Raw genomic sequence first — 20,136 nt, forward strand, 5'->3', positions numbered from 1 at the left:
CTCACTCCTGCTGCGGGATGGGGATATAGATATGCAAGGTTGTGCCCTCGCCCGGTTCGCTGTCCAGCTCCAGACTGCCGCCCAGCATCAGCACCCGCTCACGCATGCCGACCAGACCGAAAGACGCCGGCCGCTCGGTCTGCGGATCGAAGCCTTTACCGTCATCAGCGATGCTCAGGCATAACAGGTTATCGGCCAGGGTCAGGCTGATCTGAACCGAGTGCGCAGCGGCATGGCGCATGACATTGGTCAACGCCTCCTGAAGGATACGAAACAGACCGACGGCACGGGCATCACTGAGCGCCGGCAGGTTATCCGGCACCTGCACCAGGCACGGGATCTGGGTGCGCTCTTCGAAACGCCGCGCCTGCCACTCGATGGCCGAGGCGATTCCGGCATCCAGAATCGGCGGGCGCAGCGCCGTGGCGACATCGCGCACCAGCTGAAACAACTGGGCGATCAGGCGTTTCATGCTGTTAAGGCGTTCGCCCAGCCCTGGGTCCAGATCCGCATAGGCCAGCTCACACATGGAGGTTTCCAGTTTAAGCACGGTGAGCATCTGCCCCAGTTCGTCATGCACCTCACGGGCAATCCGCGCCTTCTCCTCCTCACGCACGCTTTCCAGGTGCGCTGACAACTCGCGTAGCTGCTCGTGGGCACGGCGTCGCTCGCTGACATCGCTAAGAAACACCACCAGGTACTCGGCCTCGCGAAAGCGCAGGAAGCTCAGCGACACGTCGGTTGGCAACACGCTGCCATCGGCGCGAATGCAGTTGGTTTCGAACACCTGCGGGCTGTCTTCGCTGGAGCGGGCGTTACGCCACAGGTTCAGCCAGCGATCCATGTGCAGGCCAGGCTCAAAATCGATCAAAGGCCGGTCGACCACTTTGCCTGCGGCATAACCCAGCATGGTTTCGGCAGCATGATTGGCGTAGCGCACCCGGCTGTCCCAATTGACCCAGAGAATCCCTACGGTGCTCTGGTCGATGGAGAACTGCGCCAGGCGCAACGCCTCCTCACTGGCCAGGCGCCGGGTAATGTCTTCCCGGGCATCGAGCAACTGCCGCTCCAGGCTCTGCTGCATGCGCCGCTGCCACACGACAATCGCCGCACTGGCCAGCAACAGCGCCAACAGCAGCAGACACAGGTTCTTCCACAAGCCCGTGGACTCGGTGAACCGCGATGAGGTCAGCGGCATCCAGCGGGTATGCAACTGGTCCAGCTCCTTGGCCGGAATCGCCAGCAGCGCTTCGCTGACGATTGCCGCCAGCTCCGGCGAGTCACGCCGCGAGCCGATGCGCAACAACTGCGGCAAGCCGATATCGCCGACAATCGCCAGGCCGGCGAACTCCGGCTCACGAAACAGGCGGCTGAGTTGCGCTTCGTCCACCACCGCGTAACGCGCCTGCTGACTGAGCAGCAGTTGCAGCGCCTGACGCTCCAGCGGCACGCCTTGCAGGTTCAGATGAGCAAAGTTGCTGCGCAGATAATCCGCCGTAGCACCGGGCATGCGCACCGCCACCCGCGAACGCTCATCCAGAGTTTCAAGGTCCACCGTCCCGCCACCGTCGCGCTCCCCCACCAGCAGTTGCGAAACCCGCAGGTAAGGATCAGAGAACAGCCAGTGGCGCAGCCCGGCCGGGGTCTGCATCAAACCTGGGGCCAGATCCAGCTCGCCATCCTTCAGGGCCTTTTCCATGGCCGCCTGATCCGGGTAGGTCCGCCATACCAGCTCCACCCGCAGTGCGCTGGCCACCGACTTCATCAGGTCGACGTTGGCCCCGGACAACTGCTGCAGCCGCTGATCAAACTGCGCGTAAGGTGCACGCAGCAATAAACCAACGCGCAGCGGGCCATGCTGGTCAAGCCAGGCACGCTGTTCGCGGGTCAGGGGCGCCCAAAACGAAGGCTCAGGCTCATCCGCTCGCACTGGCAGCGTGGCCAGCATCAAGAGCAGCGTCAGGCTGCCGATAAAAAAACCACGCACAACCGCTATCATCAAGGCTTCATTCTCGTCTGTTCCCATACCCGGACAGGCAAACCCACCTGTACGCTGCTGCCTTGTCAGGTTGCCAGCATTTGATACTGGCCTGGAATATTCAATGCCCTACCTCCTTCGCGCAATGTTTCCTGCGCTGTTGCTGTCACTGAACCTGACGCACATCATGCCCGCGATGGCTGCCGACCCCGCGCCAGCCAGCGAAACCGCGCCGGCCGAGACGGCTGCCGAGCGGCCGGCCCCGCTGCCGCGCGAGCAAGAAGAAGCCCAAGCCCTGGAGCGTCAGTTGCCACGTCAGGACCTGCAACAACTGCAGGCCGGCGATACCACCTTTCTGGCCCTGTGGAAGCCGGCCAATAGCGACGACCCGCAAGGTGTGGTGATCATCGTCCCGGGCGCCGACGAGTCGCCGGACTGGCCGGATGTGATCGGCCCCATGCGGCGCAAATTCCCCGATGTCGGCTGGGCCAGCCTGAGCCTGGCGATGCCTGACATCCAGGACCCGGCCTTGCAGGCCCGCGAGCCACAAGCGGCCGACGCCGCGCAACCGGGATCTGCTGAACCGACCAAAGAGGCTGCCAAGCAACCGGCCAAGGACGCTGCCCAGCCAGCAACCGAAGCCGACAGTGAGCAGGCACGCCAACAGGCGCAAGACGCACTGGCCGCAGCGGCAAAAGCGCTCGCGGAGGCTGAAGCCGAACGCGTGCTGGCACGCATCGACAGCGCAATTGCCTTCGCCCAGCAACACCAGGCCCGCCAGATTATCCTGCTCGGCCACGGCAGCGGCGCCTACTGGGCCGCTCGCTTCGTCAACGAGCGCTCCACCGCGCAAGTGCACAAACTGGTCATGATCGCCGCCCGGGAGCCTGTCAATGCAACGCTCTCGTTGCCGGAAATCATCCCGACCCTGAAGGTTAAAACCGCCGACTTCGTCTACAAGAACCAGACCTCGCGCGCCGCCGAAGAGCGCCTGCAAGTCAGCAAGCGCAGCAAAGGCCCAGGCTTTACGCAGATAAACCTGGTCAATATGGCGGGTATTTCCGAGGCCGAACAGGAACAGGTGTTCCGCCGGGTCCGCGGCTGGGTGCAGGCCGAGTAACCGGCCCCGCTGATGAACGCGGCGCGACCCTAACGGAAACCGCGCCGTGTCTTGATCAAGGCATAGGCGCTGTGCAATTCGCGGGTCTTTTCCGTGGCTTCCCGAACCCTCATGGAACTGGCCCCGGCGCCTTCAAGCTTGTCCGGATGATGGCGGCTGAGCAGACGTCGATAAGCTCGTTTGACGCTTTTCTGGTCAGCATCAGCATCTACCCCCAGTAACGTCAGCGCCTGCTGATACTCGTCACTGGCACTGACCCGGTTACGCTTCATCGGGTCGTACTCGGCCGCCAGGCTCTGCATCCGTACCGGTGACCAGCCCAGCCATTGCCCCCAGGCCGCGATCATTTCCTGCTCGATGCGCGCTACCTTGCCGTCCGCCCAGGCCATGCGCCAACAGGCGCGCAACAACGCCTCGCCGGTTTCCGGCTCGCTGCGCAGGCTACGCAGATAACCGCGCAACCCTTCCTTGCCATCGCGGCCCCGATTGAAGGCCTCAATGGCTCGCAAGCGCTCGGCCTCGTTGAAGCGCAGCCGGTCCATCTCATTGCGTGCCTGATGGATATGGCTGGGCACCACCCGGCCCTCGCTCTTGGCCAGGCGACCCAGCAGTACGAACAGCAAGTCAGCGTCGTGAATCGCCGCCCGGCCACCCAGCCGCTCACGCAAATACGCCCAGTTGCGCAGCTTCAGGCGCCGATCAATGACCTGACCCAGCAACGCGCCCAACAAGGCGCCCGGAATGTTGGCCAGCGCATAGCCCGCGCCCGCACCGATAATTGTGCCCGGCCACAGCATCAGGCGTTGCCTGCCAGCAGTTGCTCGACTTCTGCCAGCCGCTCAAGGGTGCCGACATCCACCCAGCGCCCCTGGAAATGCTCGCCAGTCACCCGACCGGCACGCATCGCCTCGCGAAGCAGCGGGGCAAGTTTGAAGGCACCCGCCTGACAACCGGCAAACAGCGCCGGGTCAATAATAGAGATACCGCTGTAGGTCAGGCGCCGGGCATCGGTGCGCTCATCACCTGAATGCTCTTCAGCCAACCGGTCACCCAGCAAGGAAAAGTCGCCATCAGGGTGGTGCGGCGGATTGTCGATCATCACCAGATGCGCCAGGCCATCGATCTTGCGGCGCAATTGGCTGAAGTCGTAATCGGTCCAGACATCACCATTGACCACCACGAAAGGCTCATTGGCCAGCAACGGCAAGGCCCGGAAGATTCCACCTCCGGTTTCCAGCGGCTCGCCTTCCGGGGAGTAGCCAATGCTCAAGCCATAACGCTGGCCGTCGCCCAGGTAATCCTCGATCTGCTGCCCCAGCCAGGCGTGGTTGATCACCACCTCACGGATGCCCGCTGCATGCAGCGCCTTCAAGTGATACTCAATCAACGGCACCCCGGCAGCACGCACCAGCGGCTTGGGGGTGGTCAGTGTCAGTGGACGCATTCGCTCGCCTTTACCGGCAGCGAGAATCATCGCTTTCATCAGGCCCTCTTCAATGATCAGCCAGAAATGCTCAGGCCGGCGCTTCGCCAGGTTGACGCAGCCCAGCCAGTAGTTGTCCCAGTTCGCTCAGCTCCGGCCGTCTGGCCAGCACCGCCTCTATATAAGAGAAGAAGCGCGCAACGTCGCTCAGGTAACGCGGTTTGCCATCGCGATGGCAGATTCGGGCAAAAATACCGATGACCTTCAGGTGCCGCTGCACGCCCATCAGGTCGCTGGCGCGCTGAAACTCGGCAAATTCGGACTGCACTGCAATACCCGCTTCACGAGCCTTGTCCCAATACTGCTGCAACCAGCCAGCCACACGCTCCTCAGGCCAGCTCAGGAAGGCATCCTTGAACAGACAGGTGACGTCATAAGTCACCGGGCCGTAGACCGCATCCTGAAAGTCCAGCACGCCGGGGTTAGGCGCGCTGAGCATCAGGTTACGCGGCATGAAATCACGATGCACCAGGACCTTGGGCTGGGCCAGCGCGCTGTCGATCAACAGGGTACTGACGCGTTGCCAGGCTGCCTGCTGCGCCGTGCTGAACTCGATACCCAGATGGTGCTTTACATACCACTCCGGGAACAGCTCCAGCTCGCGGCGCAACAGCGCCACATCATAGCTGGGCAGCGGCGCGTCCATCGGCAGTTGCTGGAAGGCGAGCAAGGCAGCAATGGCGTCATCGAACAGCTCATCGGCATTGTGTTCGTTGATCACATCCAGGTAAGTCTGCCGGCCCAGATCGTTGAGCAACAGAAAACCCTGTTCCAGGTCCTGGGCATGGATAACCGGCACGTTGATACCGGAAGTTGCCAACAGTTGCGCGATATCAACGAACGGCCGACAGTTTTCCTGCGGCGGCGGCGCGTCCATCACGATCAGCGTGCGGTCGCCAGCCTGCCAGCGGAAATAACGGCGAAAACTGGCGTCACTGCTGGCTGCGGTCAGGCTCGCCGCAGGAACATCGCCCCAACCATGACGCTGAAACAGCAGCGGTAACTGTTCATCGAGCCAAACTTTGAGCTTTTGCAGACGTATATCTTGATCTGGCATTACAAGGGTCTCCGACGGCGCTAGCCGTCAAGCGGGTCATGCTTTATCATCCGGGATCTTTTTCAGCCCATCGAAAGGCGTGCGGCCCCACGCGGGCAGATGGCGCGCAGGAAGCCCGGACTAATAAGATGGCATTGAAATCCCCCGCGTTTCGTAAAAAATTTCCGTTGCTGGTAACCGGCAGTCTGCTGGCGATGCAACCTCTGGTTTCCACCTCCGTGGTTGCCGCCGACCAGTATGACTGTTCGGTGTCCGCTTCGGGAGCCTGGAACTGCGCGCCGAAATCCAGCGCTGCGCCATTGCCGCCCCGTCCTGCACACACCGCCACGGCCGTCAGCGCCGGCAGCGGCACCGTTGTGTCCGACAGCGCCTCGACAGCAGAGCCCGCCGCCCAACAGGTTACCCAAGCCAAAGGCAAAGGCCTGAAGTCGCGCAGTGCCGACTACAGCCACCTTGACTGGGTACCGCGCGAGAAGCTGACACCTGCGCAGCTGGCCGAAACCGCGCCTTATTGTGCCGGTGCCTATGTCGAGCCGCTGCGCCCGGGCATGGACGACACCACGCCAAAGAACGAGGCGCCGACCTTCATCGGTGCCAAGGCTTCGCGCTACCAGCAGCAAGAGCAGATCGCCTCGCTGGCCGGTGACGTGGTCATGCGCCAGGGCAGCATGCAGATCGAGGCCCAGGAGGCCGCTCTGCACCAGGCTGAAAACCGTGGCGAGCTGACCGGCAACGTACGCCTGCGCGACAAAGGCGCGCTGATCGTCGGCGACCGTGCCGAGTTGCAACTCGACACCGGTGAAGCCCAGGTCGACAACGCCGAATACGTCCTGCACGACTCGCACATCCGCGGTAATGCGCAGTACGCCAAGCGCTCCGAGAACGCCATCATTCGCCTCAAGGACGGTACCTATACCTCCTGCGAACCGGGCAGCAATGCCTGGACGCTCAAGGGCAATAACATCACGCTGAACCCGGCCACCGGTTTCGGCACCGCGACCAACGTCACCCTGCGGGTAAAAGACATACCGGTCCTCTACACACCGTATATCTACTTCCCGATTGACGATCGTCGCCAGTCCGGTTTCCTGCCGCCGACCATCGGCACCGGCAGCGACACCGGCTTCATGCTGGTTACGCCGTACTACTTCAACCTGGCGCCAAACTACGACGCCACGTTGTACCCACGTTACATGAGCAAGCGTGGCCTGTTGATGGAAGGCGAATTCCGTTACCTGACCAAGAGCAGCGAAGGTCAGTTCGGCGGTGCCTGGCTCAACGACGAAGAAGACGAACGCAAGCTGCAGACCGACTACGACAAGACCCGCTGGATGATCAACTGGCAGCACAAGGGGGGTCTGGATTCGCGCTGGATGACCAAGGTCGACTACACCGACATCAGCGATCCGTACTACTTCCAGGACCTGCAGACCGATCAGATTGGCGTGTCGAAAACCGACTACATCAACCAGCAAGGCGTGCTGACCTACCGCGGCGACAGCTACACCGCGCAACTCAACGCACAGGCCTACAAGCTGGCCACCGTGGCCAACATCACGCCTTACAACCGTCTGCCACAGCTGACCCTGAACGGCACCCTGCCGTACAACCCGGGCGGCCTGCAGTTCGATTATCAAACCGAGCTGGTACGCTTCGAACGTGACCTGCGCAACGGCAGCTTCATCGACGAAAACGGCAATGCCAGCCCGCGCCTGGACAACAACGTCACAGGCCTGGCCCGCGCCAACGGCGACCGTCTGAACCTGGCACCATCGGTCAGCCTGCCGCTGAACTGGACCTGGGGCTTCGTCACGCCCAAGCTCAAGTACGTCTACACCCAGTACGACCTGGACCTCGACAACCGTGGCCAGAACAGCCTGCTGGCCGACGAGCAGTACAGCAGCAGCCAGAACCGCAGCGTTCCGGTGTTCAGCGTCGACAGCGGCCTGTACTTCGACCGCGACACCCAGTTGTTCGGCAAGGACTACCGTCAGACCCTCGAACCTCGCCTGTTCTATCTCTACGTACCGGAGAAGGACCAGACCGACATTCCGGTGTTCGACACGGCTGAAACCACCTTCAACTACAGCTCGCTGTTCCGCGACAACCGCTTCGTCGGCGCCGACCGCATCGGTGACGAGAACAAGCTGTCGCTGGGCGTGACCAACCGCTGGATCGAAGACAACGGCTTCGAGCGCCAACGCTTCAGCATCGGCCAGGCCTTGTATTTCCGCGACCGCAAGGTGCAACTGCCAGGCGTGGTGTTCGCCGACCGCGACGACGCCCAGGCCAACGTTTCGCCTTATGCCCTGGAATACGAGTTCCGCTTCAACCGCGACTGGCGCTTCTCGTCCGACTTCAACTGGGACCCGGACAGCCGCAGCACCCGTTCGGGCAGCGCGATGTTCCATTACCAGCCTGAAGACAACCCGGGCAAGATCATCAACGCCGGCTACCGCTACCGTAATGACCTGGTGCGCTACGACCAGAACACTGGTCGCTGGAGCGTGGGCGGCGGTGACTACGGCACGCCGGGCACCCCTGGCTACGTGAAGGACTACTACAAGATCCAGCAGCACGATTTCTCGGTCATCTGGCCAATCGTGCCGCAGTGGAGCCTGATCAGCCGCTGGCAGTATGACTACAACCGTGACCGCACCCTGGAAGCCTTCGGCGGCTTCGAATATGACAGCTGCTGCTGGAAGCTGCGCCTGGTCAGCCGCTACTGGGTCGACTACGACGAATACAGCCAGGAAGCCCCTCAGAACGAGAAAGGCGACCGTGGCGTGTTCCTGCAAATTGTGTTGAAGGGCCTCGGTGGCGTCACAGGCGCCAAGGTCGAGAGCTTCCTGAACAACGGCATTCAAGGTTATCGTGAACGTGAAGACAAAGCTCTGTAACTGCCTGCGCCCGCTGATGCTGGGCGCCCTGCTGCTGAGCGGTGCGGCCCATGCGGCCGTCCAACCGCTCGACAGCGTAGTGGCCATCGTCGATAACGACGTCATCATGAAAAGCCAGCTCGACCAGCGCGTGCGCGAAGTCCAGCAAACCATCGCCAAGCGCGGTGGTGGCACACCGCCTGCCGAAGCGCTGCAGCCACAGGCCCTCGACCGTCTGATTCTGGAAAACCTGCAACTGCAGATGGGTGATCGCGCCGGCATTCGCATTAGCGACGAAGAACTCAACTCGGCAGTCGAGACCATCGCCCAGCGCAACGGCATGAGCATCGAACAGTTCCGTGCTGCGCTGGCCCACGATGGCCTGTCGTACAACGATGCCCGTGAACAGATCCGCCGCGAGATGATCATCAGCCGCGTGCGTCAGCGCCGGGTGGCCGAACGTATTCAGGTCTCGGAACAGGAAGTGAAGAACTTCCTCGCTTCGGACCTGGGCAAGGCACAAATGTCTGAAGACCTGCACCTGGCCAATATCCTGATCGCCACCTCTGACAGTGCTTCCTCTGCCGATATCCAGGCAGCGGCACGTCAGGCCCAGGACATCTACGCACAACTGCAGAAAGGCGCAGACTTCGCCCAGTTGGCCATTGCTCGCTCGGCAACCGAAAACGCCCTGGACGGCGGTGACATGGGCTGGCGTAAAGCTGCTCAATTGCCGCCGCCGTTCGGCGACATGCTCAGCTCGATGAAACCCGGCGAGATCACGCCGCCTGCGCGGACCCCCGGCGGCTTCATCATCCTCAAGCTGCTCGACAAGCGTGGCGGTGAAGGCCAGGTGCAACTGCGTGACGAAGTCCGCGTTCGCCACATCCTGATCAAGCCAAGCGAAATCCGCAGCGAAGCCGAAACCCGTCGTCTGGCCGGCAAGCTGTATGACCGTATCGAGGCCGGTGAAGACTTCGCAGAGCTGGCAAAAAGCTTCTCGGAAGACCCTGGCTCGGCGCTCAACGGCGGCGACCTGAACTGGGTCGACCCCAACTCGCTGGTTCCAGAGTTCCGCCAGGTCATGAACGAGACGCCGCAAGGCGTGCTGTCCAAACCGTTCAAGACCGCCTATGGCTGGCACGTACTGGAAGTGCTGGGACGTCGCTCGACTGACGCCACCAGCCAGGCCCGCGAGCAGCAGGCACTCAATGCCCTGCGCAACCGCAAGTACGATGAAGAGCTGCAAACCTGGCTGCGTCAGATCCGCGACGAAGCCTACGTGGAAATCAAACTTCCTGGCGCTGCCCAGGCCACTCAGTGAAGCCACGCCGCTTCGCCCTGACGCCCGGCGAGCCGGCCGGCATTGGTCCTGACCTTTGCCTGCTGATCGCCGCGCAGCCCCAGCCACACCCTGTGATCGCCATCACCAGCCGCGACCTGCTCCTTGAGCGGGCCGCGCAACTGGGGCTGGCCGTTGAGCTGCTGCCGTTCAGCGCTGACGCCTTTCCTGACACGCCCGCGCCTGCTGGCAGCCTGTATGTCTGGGACACACCACTGGCGGCACCGGTGCGCACCGGCCAGCTCGACAAGGCCAATGCCGCGTTCGTCCTGCAGACCCTGACCCGTGCCGCGCAAGGCTGCCTCGACGGCCATTTCGCCGGCATGATCACCGCCCCCGTGCACAAGGGCGTGATCAACGAAGGCGGTATCGCCTTTTCCGGGCACACCGAGTTTCTTGCAGAACTGACCCACACCGAACAAGTGGTGATGATGCTGGCGACCGGCGATCTGCGTGTCGCGCTGGTCACCACTCACCTGCCTCTGCGCGAAGTGGCCGACGCCATCACGGCAGAACGTCTGGAGCGCGTGACCCGCATCCTGCACAACGATCTGGTCGGCAAGTTCGGCATCAGCACACCGCGCATTCTGGTCTGCGGCCTCAACCCCCACGCTGGCGAGGGCGGGCACCTGGGGCGCGAAGAAATCGACATCATTGAACCTACGCTGGAGCGCCTGCGCAACGAGGGCTTCGACCTGCGCGGCCCGCTTCCGGCCGATACCCTGTTTACCCCCAAATATCTGGAGCACTGCGACGCGGTGCTGGCGATGTATCACGATCAGGGCTTGCCGGTCCTCAAGTACAAAGGCTTCGGCGCTGCGGTCAACGTGACCCTGGGCCTGCCGATCGTCCGCACCTCGGTCGATCACGGCACCGCACTGGATCTGGCCGGCACCGGCCGGATCGACACCGGCAGCCTGTTCGTGGCTCTGCAAACCGCCTACCAGATGGCCGAGACCCATTCATGACCGAGCAATACCAACACCGGGCGCGCAAGCGCTTTGGCCAGAACTTCCTGCACGACGCCGGAGTTATCGACCGTATCCTGCGCGCCATCCGTGCCCGCCCTGAAGACCGCCTGCTGGAAATCGGCCCTGGCCAGGGCGCATTGACCGAAGGCCTGCTGGGCAGCGGGGCACAGCTTGACGTGATTGAGCTGGACAAGGACCTGATCCCGATCCTCAATCATCAGTTCGCCGGCAAGACCAACTTCAACCTGCATCAGGGCGATGCACTGAAGTTCGACTTCAACAGCCTGGGCGCGACGCCGCACAGCCTGCGAGTGGTCGGCAACCTGCCGTATAACATCTCGACACCGCTGATTTTCCACCTGCTGGACAATTCGGCGCTGATCCGCGACATGCACTTCATGTTGCAGAAAGAAGTCGTCGAGCGTCTGGCCGCCGGCCCTGGCGGTGGTGATTGGGGTCGCCTGTCGATCATGGTCCAGTACCATTGCCGCGTCGAACACCTGTTTAACGTCGGCCCCGGCGCGTTCAACCCGCCGCCCAAGGTCGACTCGGCCATCGTACGGCTGGTCCCGCACGAAACCCTGCCGCACCCTGCCAAGGATCACCGCCTGCTCGAACGCATCGTCCGCGAAGCCTTCAACCAGCGCCGCAAGACCCTGCGCAACACCCTCAAACTGCTGCTCAGCAGCGAAGACATCGAGGCCGCAGGCGTAGACGGCAGCCTGCGTCCCGAGCAGCTCGACCTGGCGGCGTTCGTCCGTCTGGCTGATCAGCTCAGCGAAAAAAGCCAGGCGCACTGACCCCAAAGACCGGTACGGGGAGCATCGCTGCCGATGACTTTCTCCGTACATGGCGTAGGGTCTGTTGCCGTTTCAGCGCAGGCCGCGTTGCAGCGCCAAATCGTGTCAGGCGAGGCGAAGGACGCAGGAAAGGGTCGCTCCCTTTTCAAGTCCTTCGACGAAGCATGGCGCGATTTGGCGCGCAACCCGTAGGGCCGTGGCTGTTTTGTTACACGCACTCCAACAGAGTGGCGCCTATACTGGCCAACAAAACAGGCCTCGGCGCGGTTGTGATGGGATGGCAACAGACCCTAAACTGAGCCAGTGCTTGAGTTTTCCGCCCTTTGCATTCAAGGCCCACTGCATGTCCGACCCTCGCTACCAGATTGATGTAAGCGTCGTAACCCGCTACCTCGCTGAACAATCGAATCCCGAGCAGAGCCGCTTCGCCTTTGCCTACACCATCACCGTCCACAACAATGGCCTGCTGCCAGCCAAGCTGCTGTCACGCCACTGGATCATTACCGATGGTGACGGCAATGTCGAAGAAGTACGCGGCGACGGCGTGGTCGGTCAGCAACCATTGATCCAGCCCGGACAGAGCCACACCTACAGCAGCGGCACCGTGATGCCGGCCAAGGTGGGCAACATGCAGGGCAGTTACCAGATGCTCGCCGAGGACGGCAAGCGCTTCGATGCCGTGATCGTCCCGTTCCGCCTGGCCGTGCCGGGCGCCCTGCACTGATGGCGGTGTATGCTGTCGGCGACCTGCAAGGTTGCCTTGAGCCGCTCAAGTGCCTGCTTGAAGAAGTCCGCTTCACGCCTGGCCAGGACAATCTCTGGCTGGTCGGCGACCTGGTCAACCGCGGCCCGCAGTCACTGGAAACCCTGCGTTACCTGTACGCCATGCGCGACTCAGTGACCTGCGTGCTGGGCAATCACGACTTGCACCTGCTGGCCGTGTCGCGCAGGACCGAACGCCTGAAAAAGTCCGATACCCTGAGCGAAATTCTCGACGCACCCGACGGCCAGATGCTGCTCGACTGGCTGCGCCGCCAGAAGCTGCTGCACTATGACGCCGAGCGTAATATCGCCATGGCCCATGCCGGCATCCCGCCACAGTGGTCACTGAAAAAAGCCCTCCGGCTGGCCGCCGAAGTCGAACAGGCGCTGCGCGACGACAAGCAGTACGAACCGTTTCTGGCGCATATGTACGGCAATGAGCCGGCCAAATGGGACAACGACCTGGAGGGCACCACGCGCCTGCGGGTCATCACCAATTACTTTACCCGCATGCGCTTCTGCACCAGCGAGGGCAAGCTCGACCTCAAGGGCAAGGAAGGCATCGACACCGCGATGCCCGGCTACGCGCCCTGGTTCAGCCACAAGCAACGCAAGACCCGTGAGGTGAAGATCGTTTTCGGCCACTGGGCGGCACTCGAAGGCCGCTGCGACGAGCCTGGCGTCTTTGCTCTGGACAGCGGCTGCGTGTGGGGCGGCAGCATGACCTTGCTCAACCTCGACACGCTGGCGCGCCACCGCTGCGATTGCGATCATAATGGCCGGGCGGTCGCCCCCAACCCGATCACGCCGACACCCGCCCGCCTCATCAACGCCCAGGAGCCTCCGACATGACAGAATTCAAACGTATCGCCCCCGAGCAGGCCCAGGGCCTGCGCGAACAGGGCGCGGCACTGGTCGACATCCGCGACCCGCAAACCTTCGCCAGCAACCATATCGCCGGCTCCCGGCATCTGGACAACCACTCGCTGGCCGACTTCATTGCCAAGGCCGACCTCGACCAGCCAGTGATCGTGGTCTGCTACCACGGCAACTCCAGCCAGAGTGCAGCGGCCTATCTGGTCAGCCAGGGCTTCTCGGACGTCTACAGCCTGGACGGCGGTTTCGAACTGTGGCGCAGCACCTATCCGGGCGAAACCGCGCAAGGCTGACTGAAAAAAAAATTCATAAGGCTCACCCCGCATTCTGCGCGGGCTGGGGCCCGAAACCGACGAACGGTTGAGGGCCCTGTGAGCATATCGCTCCTGTACCTTTGCGAAATCCAACTATCCTTACCCTCAGGCCATCCGTAATCCGGGGAGAGCCGGTACACCGGCGCGTGGGTCATCGGTAGTTACTTTTATGGTGTTCTGGGGGGTAACGGCATCTGGAGACTCAGCTGCCGCCAGCATCGACTGACGATCCGCCGCCGGCTCAACGTATCGAGCGAGGTGACGTCATGAGTATTTTTAGCCACTTCCAACAACGCTTCGAAACCACACGGCAGGAAGAGCTCTCATTACAGGAGTACCTTGAGCTCTGCAAACGGGATCGCAGCGCCTATGCTTCGGCAGCAGAGCGACTGCTGATGGCCATTGGGGAACCTGAACTGGTGGACACCTCCACCAATTCGCGGCTGTCGAGGGTGTTCTCCAACAAGGTCATCAGACGTTACCCGGCCTTCGCCGACTTCCACGGAATGGAAGAGTGCATCGAGCAGATCGTGTCGTATTTCCGCCATGCCGCCCAAGGCCTGGAAGAAAAGAAACAGATTCTCTATCTGCTGGGTCCAGTGGGCGGCGGTAAATCGTCCCTGGCCGAGAAACTCAAACAACTGATGCAGAAAGTGCCCTTCTATGCAATCAAGGGCTCGCCGGTATTCGAGTCGCCGCTGGGGCTGTTCAACGCAGCCGAGGACGGCGAAATTCTCGAAGAGGACTTCGGCATTCCGCGTCGCTACCTCAGCACCATCATGTCGCCCTGGGCCACCAAACGGCTGGCTGAATTCGGCGGTGACATCAGCCAGTTCAAGGTGGTCAAACTCTACCCCTCGATTCTCAACCAGATCGGTATCGCCAAGACCGAGCCGGGGGATGAGAACAACCAGGACATCTCTGCCCTGGTGGGCAAGGTCGATATTCGCAAGCTTGAAGAATTCCCGCAGAACGACGCTGACGCCTACAGCTATTCGGGCGCGCTGTGCCGTGCCAACCAGGGCCTGATGGAATTCGTCGAGATGTTCAAGGCGCCGATCAAGGTCCTTCACCCGCTGCTCACCGCTACCCAGGAAGGTAACTACAACAGCACCGAAGGTCTGGGCGCGATTCCGTTCAACGGCACCCTGCTGGCTCACTCCAACGAGTCGGAGTGGCACAGCTTCCGTAACAACAAGAACAACGAGGCATTCATCGACCGGATCTACATCGTCAAGGTGCCGTACTGCCTGCGCGTCAGCGATGAAATAAAGATCTACGAGAAACTGCTGATCAATAGCTCCCTGGCCAACGCTCACTGCGCGCCGGATACGCTCAAGATGCTGGCGCAGTTCACCACCCTGTCGCGCCTCAAAGAGCCTGAGAACTCCAACATCTACTCCAAGATGCGCGTGTACGACGGCGAAAACCTCAAGGACACCGACCCCAAGGCCAAGTCGATTCAGGAGTACCGCGACAGCGCCGGTGTCGATGAGGGCATGACCGGTCTCTCGACCCGTTTCGCCTTCAAGATCCTGTCCAAAGTGTTCAACTTCGACCCGCATGAAGTGGCCGCCAACCCGGTTCACCTGCTGTACGTGCTCGAACAGCAGATCGAGCAGGAGCAATACCCGGCCGAAACCCGCGAGCGTTATCTGCGCTTCATCAAGGAATACCTGGCACCGCGCTATATCGAGTTCATCGGCAAGGAAATCCAGACCGCCTACCTTGAGTCCTACAGCGAATACGGGCAGAACATCTTTGACCGCTACGTGCTGTATGCGGACTTCTGGATTCAGGATCAGGAATATCGCGATCCGGAAACCGGCGAGATCCTCAACCGCGTGGCCCTCAACGAAGAACTGGAAAAGATCGAGAAACCGGCCGGCATCAGCAATCCGAAGGATTTCCGTAACGAAATCGTCAACTTCGTCCTGCGTGCGCGGGCCAACAACAATGGCAAGAATCCGACCTGGCTGAGTTATGAAAAGCTGCGGGTGGTGATCGAGAAGAAAATGTTCTCCAACACCGAAGACCTGCTGCCGGTCATCAGCTTCAACGCCAAAGCCAGCAAAGAGGACCAACAGAAACACAACGACTTCGTCACTCGAATGGTCGAGCGGGGCTACACCGACAAACAGGTACGGCTACTCTCCGAGTGGTACCTGCGCGTACGCAAATCGCAATAAGACAGCCACAAGCGACAAGCTTCGAGTGGCCAGCACGTCAGTGCGTCGTCCTCACAGGTTCGACGCACTGACCGATGGTCGCGTGAAGCCGGCGTTTCGACAGTCTAACTTGCAGCTTGTAGCTTGGAGCTTGCAGCTCCCCTAAGGGGCCCGTATGAGCTATGTGATCGACCGACGCCTCAATGGCAAGAACAAGAGCACGGTGAACCGCCAGCGTTTCCTGCGGCGTTACCGTGACCACATCAAGAAGGCGGTGGAAGAAGCCGTCAGCCGTCGTTCCATCACCGATATGGAACATGGCGAACAGATCAGCATTCCTGGCCGCGATATCGACGAGCCAGTGCTGCACCACGGGCGCGGCGGCAAACAGACCGTGGTGCATCCCGGCAACAAGGAATTCACCGCAGGCGAGCGCATCGCCCGGCCGCAAGGCGGTGGCGCCGGTAAAGGAGCCGGCAAGGCCAGCAACAGCGGCGAAGGCATGGACGAGTTCGTGTTCCAGATCACTCAGGAAGAGTTTCTGGAGTTCATGTTCGAAGACCTCGAGCTGCCCAACCTGGTCAAGCGCAACCTCACCGGCACCGACACCTTCAAGACCGTACGTGCAGGGATCAGCAACGAGGGCAACCCTTCACGCATCAACATCATCCGCACCCTGCGCTCGGCTCATGCGCGGCGCATTGCGCTGTCCGGCAGCAGCCGCGCCAAGCTCAAGCAGGCCCAGGCCGAACTTGAGCGAATCAAGCTGGAAGAGCCGGACAACTTCGGCGATATCCAGGAACTTGAAACAGAAATAGAACGGCTCAAGGGCCGTATTCGTCGCGTTCCTTACCTGGATACCTTTGACCTCAAATACAACCTGCTGGTCAAGCAACCCAACCCCAGCTCCAAGGCCGTGATGTTCTGCCTGATGGACGTATCCGGCTCCATGACCCAGGCCACCAAGGACGTCGCCAAGCGCTTCTTCATCCTGCTGTACCTGTTTCTCAAGCGTAACTACGACAAGATCGAAGTCGTGTTCATCCGTCACCACACCAGTGCCCGGGAAGTCGACGAAGAAGAGTTTTTCTATTCACGCGAAACCGGCGGCACCATCGTTTCCAGCGCTCTGAAACTGATGCAGGAGATCATGGCCGAGCGTTACCCGGCCAGCGAGTGGAACATCTACGCCGCACAGGCTTCCGATGGCGACAACTGGAACGACGACTCGCCCATTTGCCGGGAAATTCTCACCAAGCAGATCATGCCGTTCGTGCAGTACTACACCTATGTGGAGATCACCCCGCGCGAGCACCAAGCGCTGTGGTTCGAATACGAACGCATCGGCGAAGAGTTCGCCGACACCTTCGCCCAACAGCAACTGGTTTCCGCCGGTGATATCTACCCGGTATTCCGTGAACTCTTCCAGCGCAGGTTAGTGACATGACCGCTAGAGATCAGAAACGCCAGCCCCTCTCCACGGGGTCAGAGTGGACATTCGAACTGATCCAGGCCTACGACCGTGAAATCAGCCGTATTGCCGACCGTTACGCCCTGGACACCTACCCCAACCAGATCGAGGTTATTACTGCCGAACAGATGATGGACGCCTACGCTTCGGTCGGCATGCCGCTGGGCTACCATCACTGGTCCTACGGCAAGCAGTTCCTGAGCACCGAGAAATCCTATTCCCGCGGGCAAATGGGCCTGGCCTACGAGATCGTCATCAACTCCGACCCGTGCATCGCCTACCTGATGGAAGAGAACACCATCTGCATGCAGGCACTGGTGGTGGCCCACGCCTGCTACGGGCATAACAGTTTCTTCAAGGGCAACTACCTGTTTCGCACCTGGACCGATGCCAGCTCGATCATCGATTATCTGGTGTTCGCCAAGCAGTACATCACCCAGTGCGAAGAACGCCACGGTATCGATGCCGTCGAAGACCTGATCGACTCGTGCCACGCACTGATGAACTACGGCGTGGACCGCTACAAGCGGCCGTATCCGATCTCCGCCGAGGAAGAGCGCCGCCGGCAAAAAGACCGTGAAGAACACCTGCAACGGCAGATCAACGACCTGTGGCGCACCATCCCGAAAAACGCAGGGAAAAACAGCCAGTCAGACAACGCCCGCTTCCCGGCCGAGCCGCAGGAAAACATCCTCTACTTCATCGAGAAACACGCCCCGTTGCTGGAGCCCTGGCAGCGTGAGGTGGTGCGCATCGTGCGCAAGATCGCGCAGTACTTCTATCCACAGCGCCAGACCCAGGTGATGAACGAAGGCTGGGCGACCTTCTGGCACTACACACTGATCAACGACCTCTACGACGAGGGCCTGGTCACCGACGGCTTCATGTTCGAGTTCCTCCAATCGCACACCAGCGTGATCTATCAGCCGGGTTTTGACAGCCCCTATTACAGCGGCATCAACCCCTACACCCTGGGCTTCTCGATGTTTCAGGATATCCGCCGGATTTGCGAGAACCCCACCGAAGAAGACCGCCGCTGGTTCCCGGACATTGCCGGTGGCGACTGGCTGAGCACCATCAAGTTCGCCATGAGCAGCTTCAAGGACGAGAGCTTCATCCTCCAGTACCTGTCACCCAAGGTCATGCGCGACCTGAAGCTGTTCAGCATCATGGACGACGACCAGAAAGATGAACTGCTGGTGCCGGCCATTCATGACGAGGACGGTTACCGCACCATCCGCGAAACCCTGGCCGCGCAGTACAACCTCGGCAACCGCGAACCCAATGTGCAGATCTATAGCATCGACCGACGCGGCGACCGCTCGCTGACCCTGCGCCATCAGCAATACAACCGCAAGCCGCTGGGCGAGTCCACTGACGAGGTACTCAAGCACCTGCATCGCCTGTGGGGCTTTGACGTACATCTGGAAACCCTGCAGGGCGACCAGGTGGTCAAGACCCATCACGTGCCGCCCCGTGGCGAGGGTGCCGAAAGCGAATACCCGCGCCTGGATCTGGCGGTGGTCCACCACCTCTGAAAGGGCGGCTGCAACAACCTAAGCGCGGCAGCCAGCAGGTCGTTTGGGGAGGTTTCAGAAAGATCGTCATGCACTTTTAACCTCCGTCAGCCCCACACAGGGTTTATCCTGTCGGGCTTACGGAGGTTCTTATGCAGATCTATAAAGTCGGCGGCGCCGTGCGCGACCGCTTGCTGGGGCAACCCGTCACCGATATCGACTGGGTCGTGGTCGGCGCGACCAGCGACGAAATGCTGATCAAGGGCTATCGCCCGGTGGGCACGGACTTTCCGGTATTCCTCCATCCCCTGACCGGTGAAGAACATGCCCTGGCGCGTACCGAGCGCAAGAGCGGGGTCGGCTACGGCGGCTTCGTCTTTCATGCCAGCCCCGAGGTTACGCTGGAACAGGACCTGATCCGTCGCGACCTGACCATCAACGCGATGGCCGAAGACAAGGACGGCAACCTGACCGACCCCTACGGCGGCCAGCACGACCTTGAGGCCCGCATACTCCGTCATGTGTCCCCGGCCTTTGCCGAAGATCCCCTGCGCGTGCTGCGCGTCGCCCGCTTTGCGGCACGTTACGCCGGTCATGGGTTCAGCATCGCGCCCGAAACCATGGACCTGATGCGCCAGCTCAGCGAGTCGGGCGAACTTCAGGCGTTGACGCCGGAGCGCAGCTGGAAAGAAATCTCCCGCGCCCTGATGGAGGACCACCCTGAGGTGTTCATTCGAGTGCTGCACGACTGCGGCGCGCTCAAAGAACTGATGCCAGAGGTCGAAGCCTTGTTTGGCGTACCGCAGCCCGAGGCACATCACCCCGAGATCGACACCGGTGAGCATGTACTGAACGTTTTGCAACAGACCGCACGGCACCAGCAACCACTGAGCGTACGCTGGGCCTGCCTGCTGCATGACCTGGGCAAAGGCGTCACCCCGGAAAGCGAATGGCCCCGGCACATCGCCCATGAACACACCGGCCTGCCACTGATCAAGGCACTCAACGAACGGTTTCGCGCGCCTCGGGAATGCCAGGAGTTGGCACTGCTGGTCGGCCAGTACCACACCCATGGGCACCGGGCACTGGAGCTAAAGCCCTCGACCCTGCTGGAGCTGCTGCAGAGCTTCGACGTGTACCGGCGCCCGCAGCGGTTCCAGGAGTTTATCTGCGCCTGCGAAATGGACGCTCGCGGCCGGCTGGGGTTCGAACAGCGCGATTATCCACAGGCAAGCTACCTGCAGGGCGCCGCCGAAACCGCACGCGCCGTGTCGGTACAACCGCTACTGGAAAAAGGCCTCAAAGGCCAGGAACTGGGCAATGCGCTGAAAGAAGCGCGGCTGGATCGGCTGAAGATCTACAAGGCCGAGTATCAGCAAGGACTTCAGGGCTGAAACA

The 20,136-nt window shown here is 61.3% G+C and carries 16 protein-coding genes; 12 read left to right on the plus strand and 4 right to left on the minus strand.

Annotated features, from left to right (window positions below; translation table 11 throughout):
- Position 1 precedes the first annotated feature (1 nt).
- Positions 2–1,999 (minus strand): PAS domain-containing sensor histidine kinase, encoded by a 1,998-nt coding sequence (locus PSCI_RS06270; RefSeq protein ID WP_045484247.1) that lies wholly within the window; start codon positions 1,997–1,999, stop codon positions 2–4.
- Between the two features lie 103 nt (positions 2,000–2,102).
- Between PSCI_RS06270 and PSCI_RS06275 the strand changes: the two genes are divergently transcribed.
- On the plus strand, positions 2,103–3,098 hold the full coding sequence (locus PSCI_RS06275) for an alpha/beta hydrolase family protein (protein WP_045484250.1): 996 nt from the start codon (positions 2,103–2,105) through the stop codon (positions 3,096–3,098).
- Between the two features lie 29 nt (positions 3,099–3,127).
- Here the strand turns inward: PSCI_RS06275 and PSCI_RS06280 are convergent, their stop codons facing one another.
- The 3 genes from PSCI_RS06280 to PSCI_RS06290 are packed head-to-tail and all read right to left on the minus strand — an operon-like array spanning position 3,128 to position 5,638.
- Positions 3,128–3,895 carry a TerB family tellurite resistance protein gene (locus PSCI_RS06280; RefSeq protein WP_045484255.1) on the minus strand — a complete coding sequence of 256 codons (768 nt, stop codon included), beginning with the start codon at positions 3,893–3,895 and terminating at the stop codon, positions 3,128–3,130.
- Complete coding sequence (murU, locus tag PSCI_RS06285) at positions 3,895–4,581, minus strand: N-acetylmuramate alpha-1-phosphate uridylyltransferase MurU (RefSeq protein WP_045484257.1); 687 nt, start codon at positions 4,579–4,581, stop codon at positions 3,895–3,897. Before murU ends, PSCI_RS06280 begins: the two co-directional genes overlap by 1 nt.
- Before the next feature lie 31 nt (positions 4,582–4,612).
- The gene (locus PSCI_RS06290; RefSeq protein WP_045484263.1) at positions 4,613–5,638 is read right to left on the minus strand and encodes an aminoglycoside phosphotransferase family protein; all 1,026 of its coding nucleotides are present in this window, start codon (positions 5,636–5,638) and stop codon (positions 4,613–4,615) included.
- 128 nt (positions 5,639–5,766) lie between these two features.
- On the opposite strand from PSCI_RS06290, the gene PSCI_RS06295 reads away from it, so the two are divergent.
- The 11 genes from PSCI_RS06295 (at position 5,767) to PSCI_RS06345 (ending at position 20,132) form a co-directional block, all read left to right on the plus strand.
- Positions 5,767–8,538, plus strand: coding sequence for an LPS-assembly protein LptD (locus PSCI_RS06295; protein ID WP_045484266.1), 2,772 nt, complete (start codon positions 5,767–5,769; stop codon positions 8,536–8,538).
- On the plus strand, positions 8,519–9,841 hold the full coding sequence (locus PSCI_RS06300; protein WP_045484269.1) for a peptidylprolyl isomerase: 1,323 nt from the start codon (positions 8,519–8,521) through the stop codon (positions 9,839–9,841). The genes PSCI_RS06295 and PSCI_RS06300 overlap by 20 nt, the downstream gene beginning before the upstream one ends.
- Entirely contained in the window at positions 9,838–10,827 is a 990-nt protein-coding gene (gene pdxA, locus PSCI_RS06305) for a 4-hydroxythreonine-4-phosphate dehydrogenase PdxA (protein ID WP_045484272.1), read from the plus strand. Before PSCI_RS06300 ends, pdxA begins: the two co-directional genes overlap by 4 nt.
- A complete protein-coding gene (rsmA, locus tag PSCI_RS06310) occupies positions 10,824–11,630 on the plus strand; it encodes a 16S rRNA (adenine(1518)-N(6)/adenine(1519)-N(6))-dimethyltransferase RsmA (protein ID WP_045484275.1) in 807 nt (268 codons plus the stop codon). The genes pdxA and rsmA overlap by 4 nt, the downstream gene beginning before the upstream one ends.
- 343 nt (positions 11,631–11,973) lie before the next feature.
- Positions 11,974–12,354, plus strand: coding sequence for a Co2+/Mg2+ efflux protein ApaG (gene apaG / locus PSCI_RS06315; protein WP_045484278.1), 381 nt, complete (start codon positions 11,974–11,976; stop codon positions 12,352–12,354).
- On the plus strand, positions 12,354–13,244 hold the full coding sequence (locus tag PSCI_RS06320; RefSeq protein ID WP_045484280.1) for a symmetrical bis(5'-nucleosyl)-tetraphosphatase: 891 nt from the start codon (positions 12,354–12,356) through the stop codon (positions 13,242–13,244). The genes apaG and PSCI_RS06320 overlap by 1 nt, the downstream gene beginning before the upstream one ends.
- Positions 13,241–13,561, plus strand: coding sequence for a thiosulfate sulfurtransferase GlpE (glpE, locus tag PSCI_RS06325; protein WP_045484283.1), 321 nt, complete (start codon positions 13,241–13,243; stop codon positions 13,559–13,561). Before PSCI_RS06320 ends, glpE begins: the two co-directional genes overlap by 4 nt.
- 287 nt (positions 13,562–13,848) lie before the next feature.
- Positions 13,849–15,771 carry a PrkA family serine protein kinase gene (locus tag PSCI_RS06330; protein ID WP_045484288.1) on the plus strand — a complete coding sequence of 641 codons (1,923 nt, stop codon included), beginning with the start codon at positions 13,849–13,851 and terminating at the stop codon, positions 15,769–15,771.
- A 154-nt stretch (positions 15,772–15,925) separates the two neighbouring features.
- The gene (locus PSCI_RS06335) at positions 15,926–17,197 is read left to right on the plus strand and encodes a YeaH/YhbH family protein (RefSeq protein ID WP_045484290.1); all 1,272 of its coding nucleotides are present in this window, start codon (positions 15,926–15,928) and stop codon (positions 17,195–17,197) included.
- Positions 17,194–18,759 (plus strand): SpoVR family protein, encoded by a 1,566-nt coding sequence (locus PSCI_RS06340; protein ID WP_045484293.1) that lies wholly within the window; start codon positions 17,194–17,196, stop codon positions 18,757–18,759. The genes PSCI_RS06335 and PSCI_RS06340 overlap by 4 nt, the downstream gene beginning before the upstream one ends.
- 131 nt (positions 18,760–18,890) lie before the next feature.
- Positions 18,891–20,132 (plus strand): multifunctional CCA addition/repair protein, encoded by a 1,242-nt coding sequence (locus PSCI_RS06345; RefSeq protein WP_045484296.1) that lies wholly within the window; start codon positions 18,891–18,893, stop codon positions 20,130–20,132.
- The last annotated feature ends 4 nt before the right edge of the window (positions 20,133–20,136 follow it).

This window comes from Pseudomonas sp. StFLB209 (assembly GCF_000829415.1).
Classification (GTDB): domain Bacteria; phylum Pseudomonadota; class Gammaproteobacteria; order Pseudomonadales; family Pseudomonadaceae; genus Aquipseudomonas.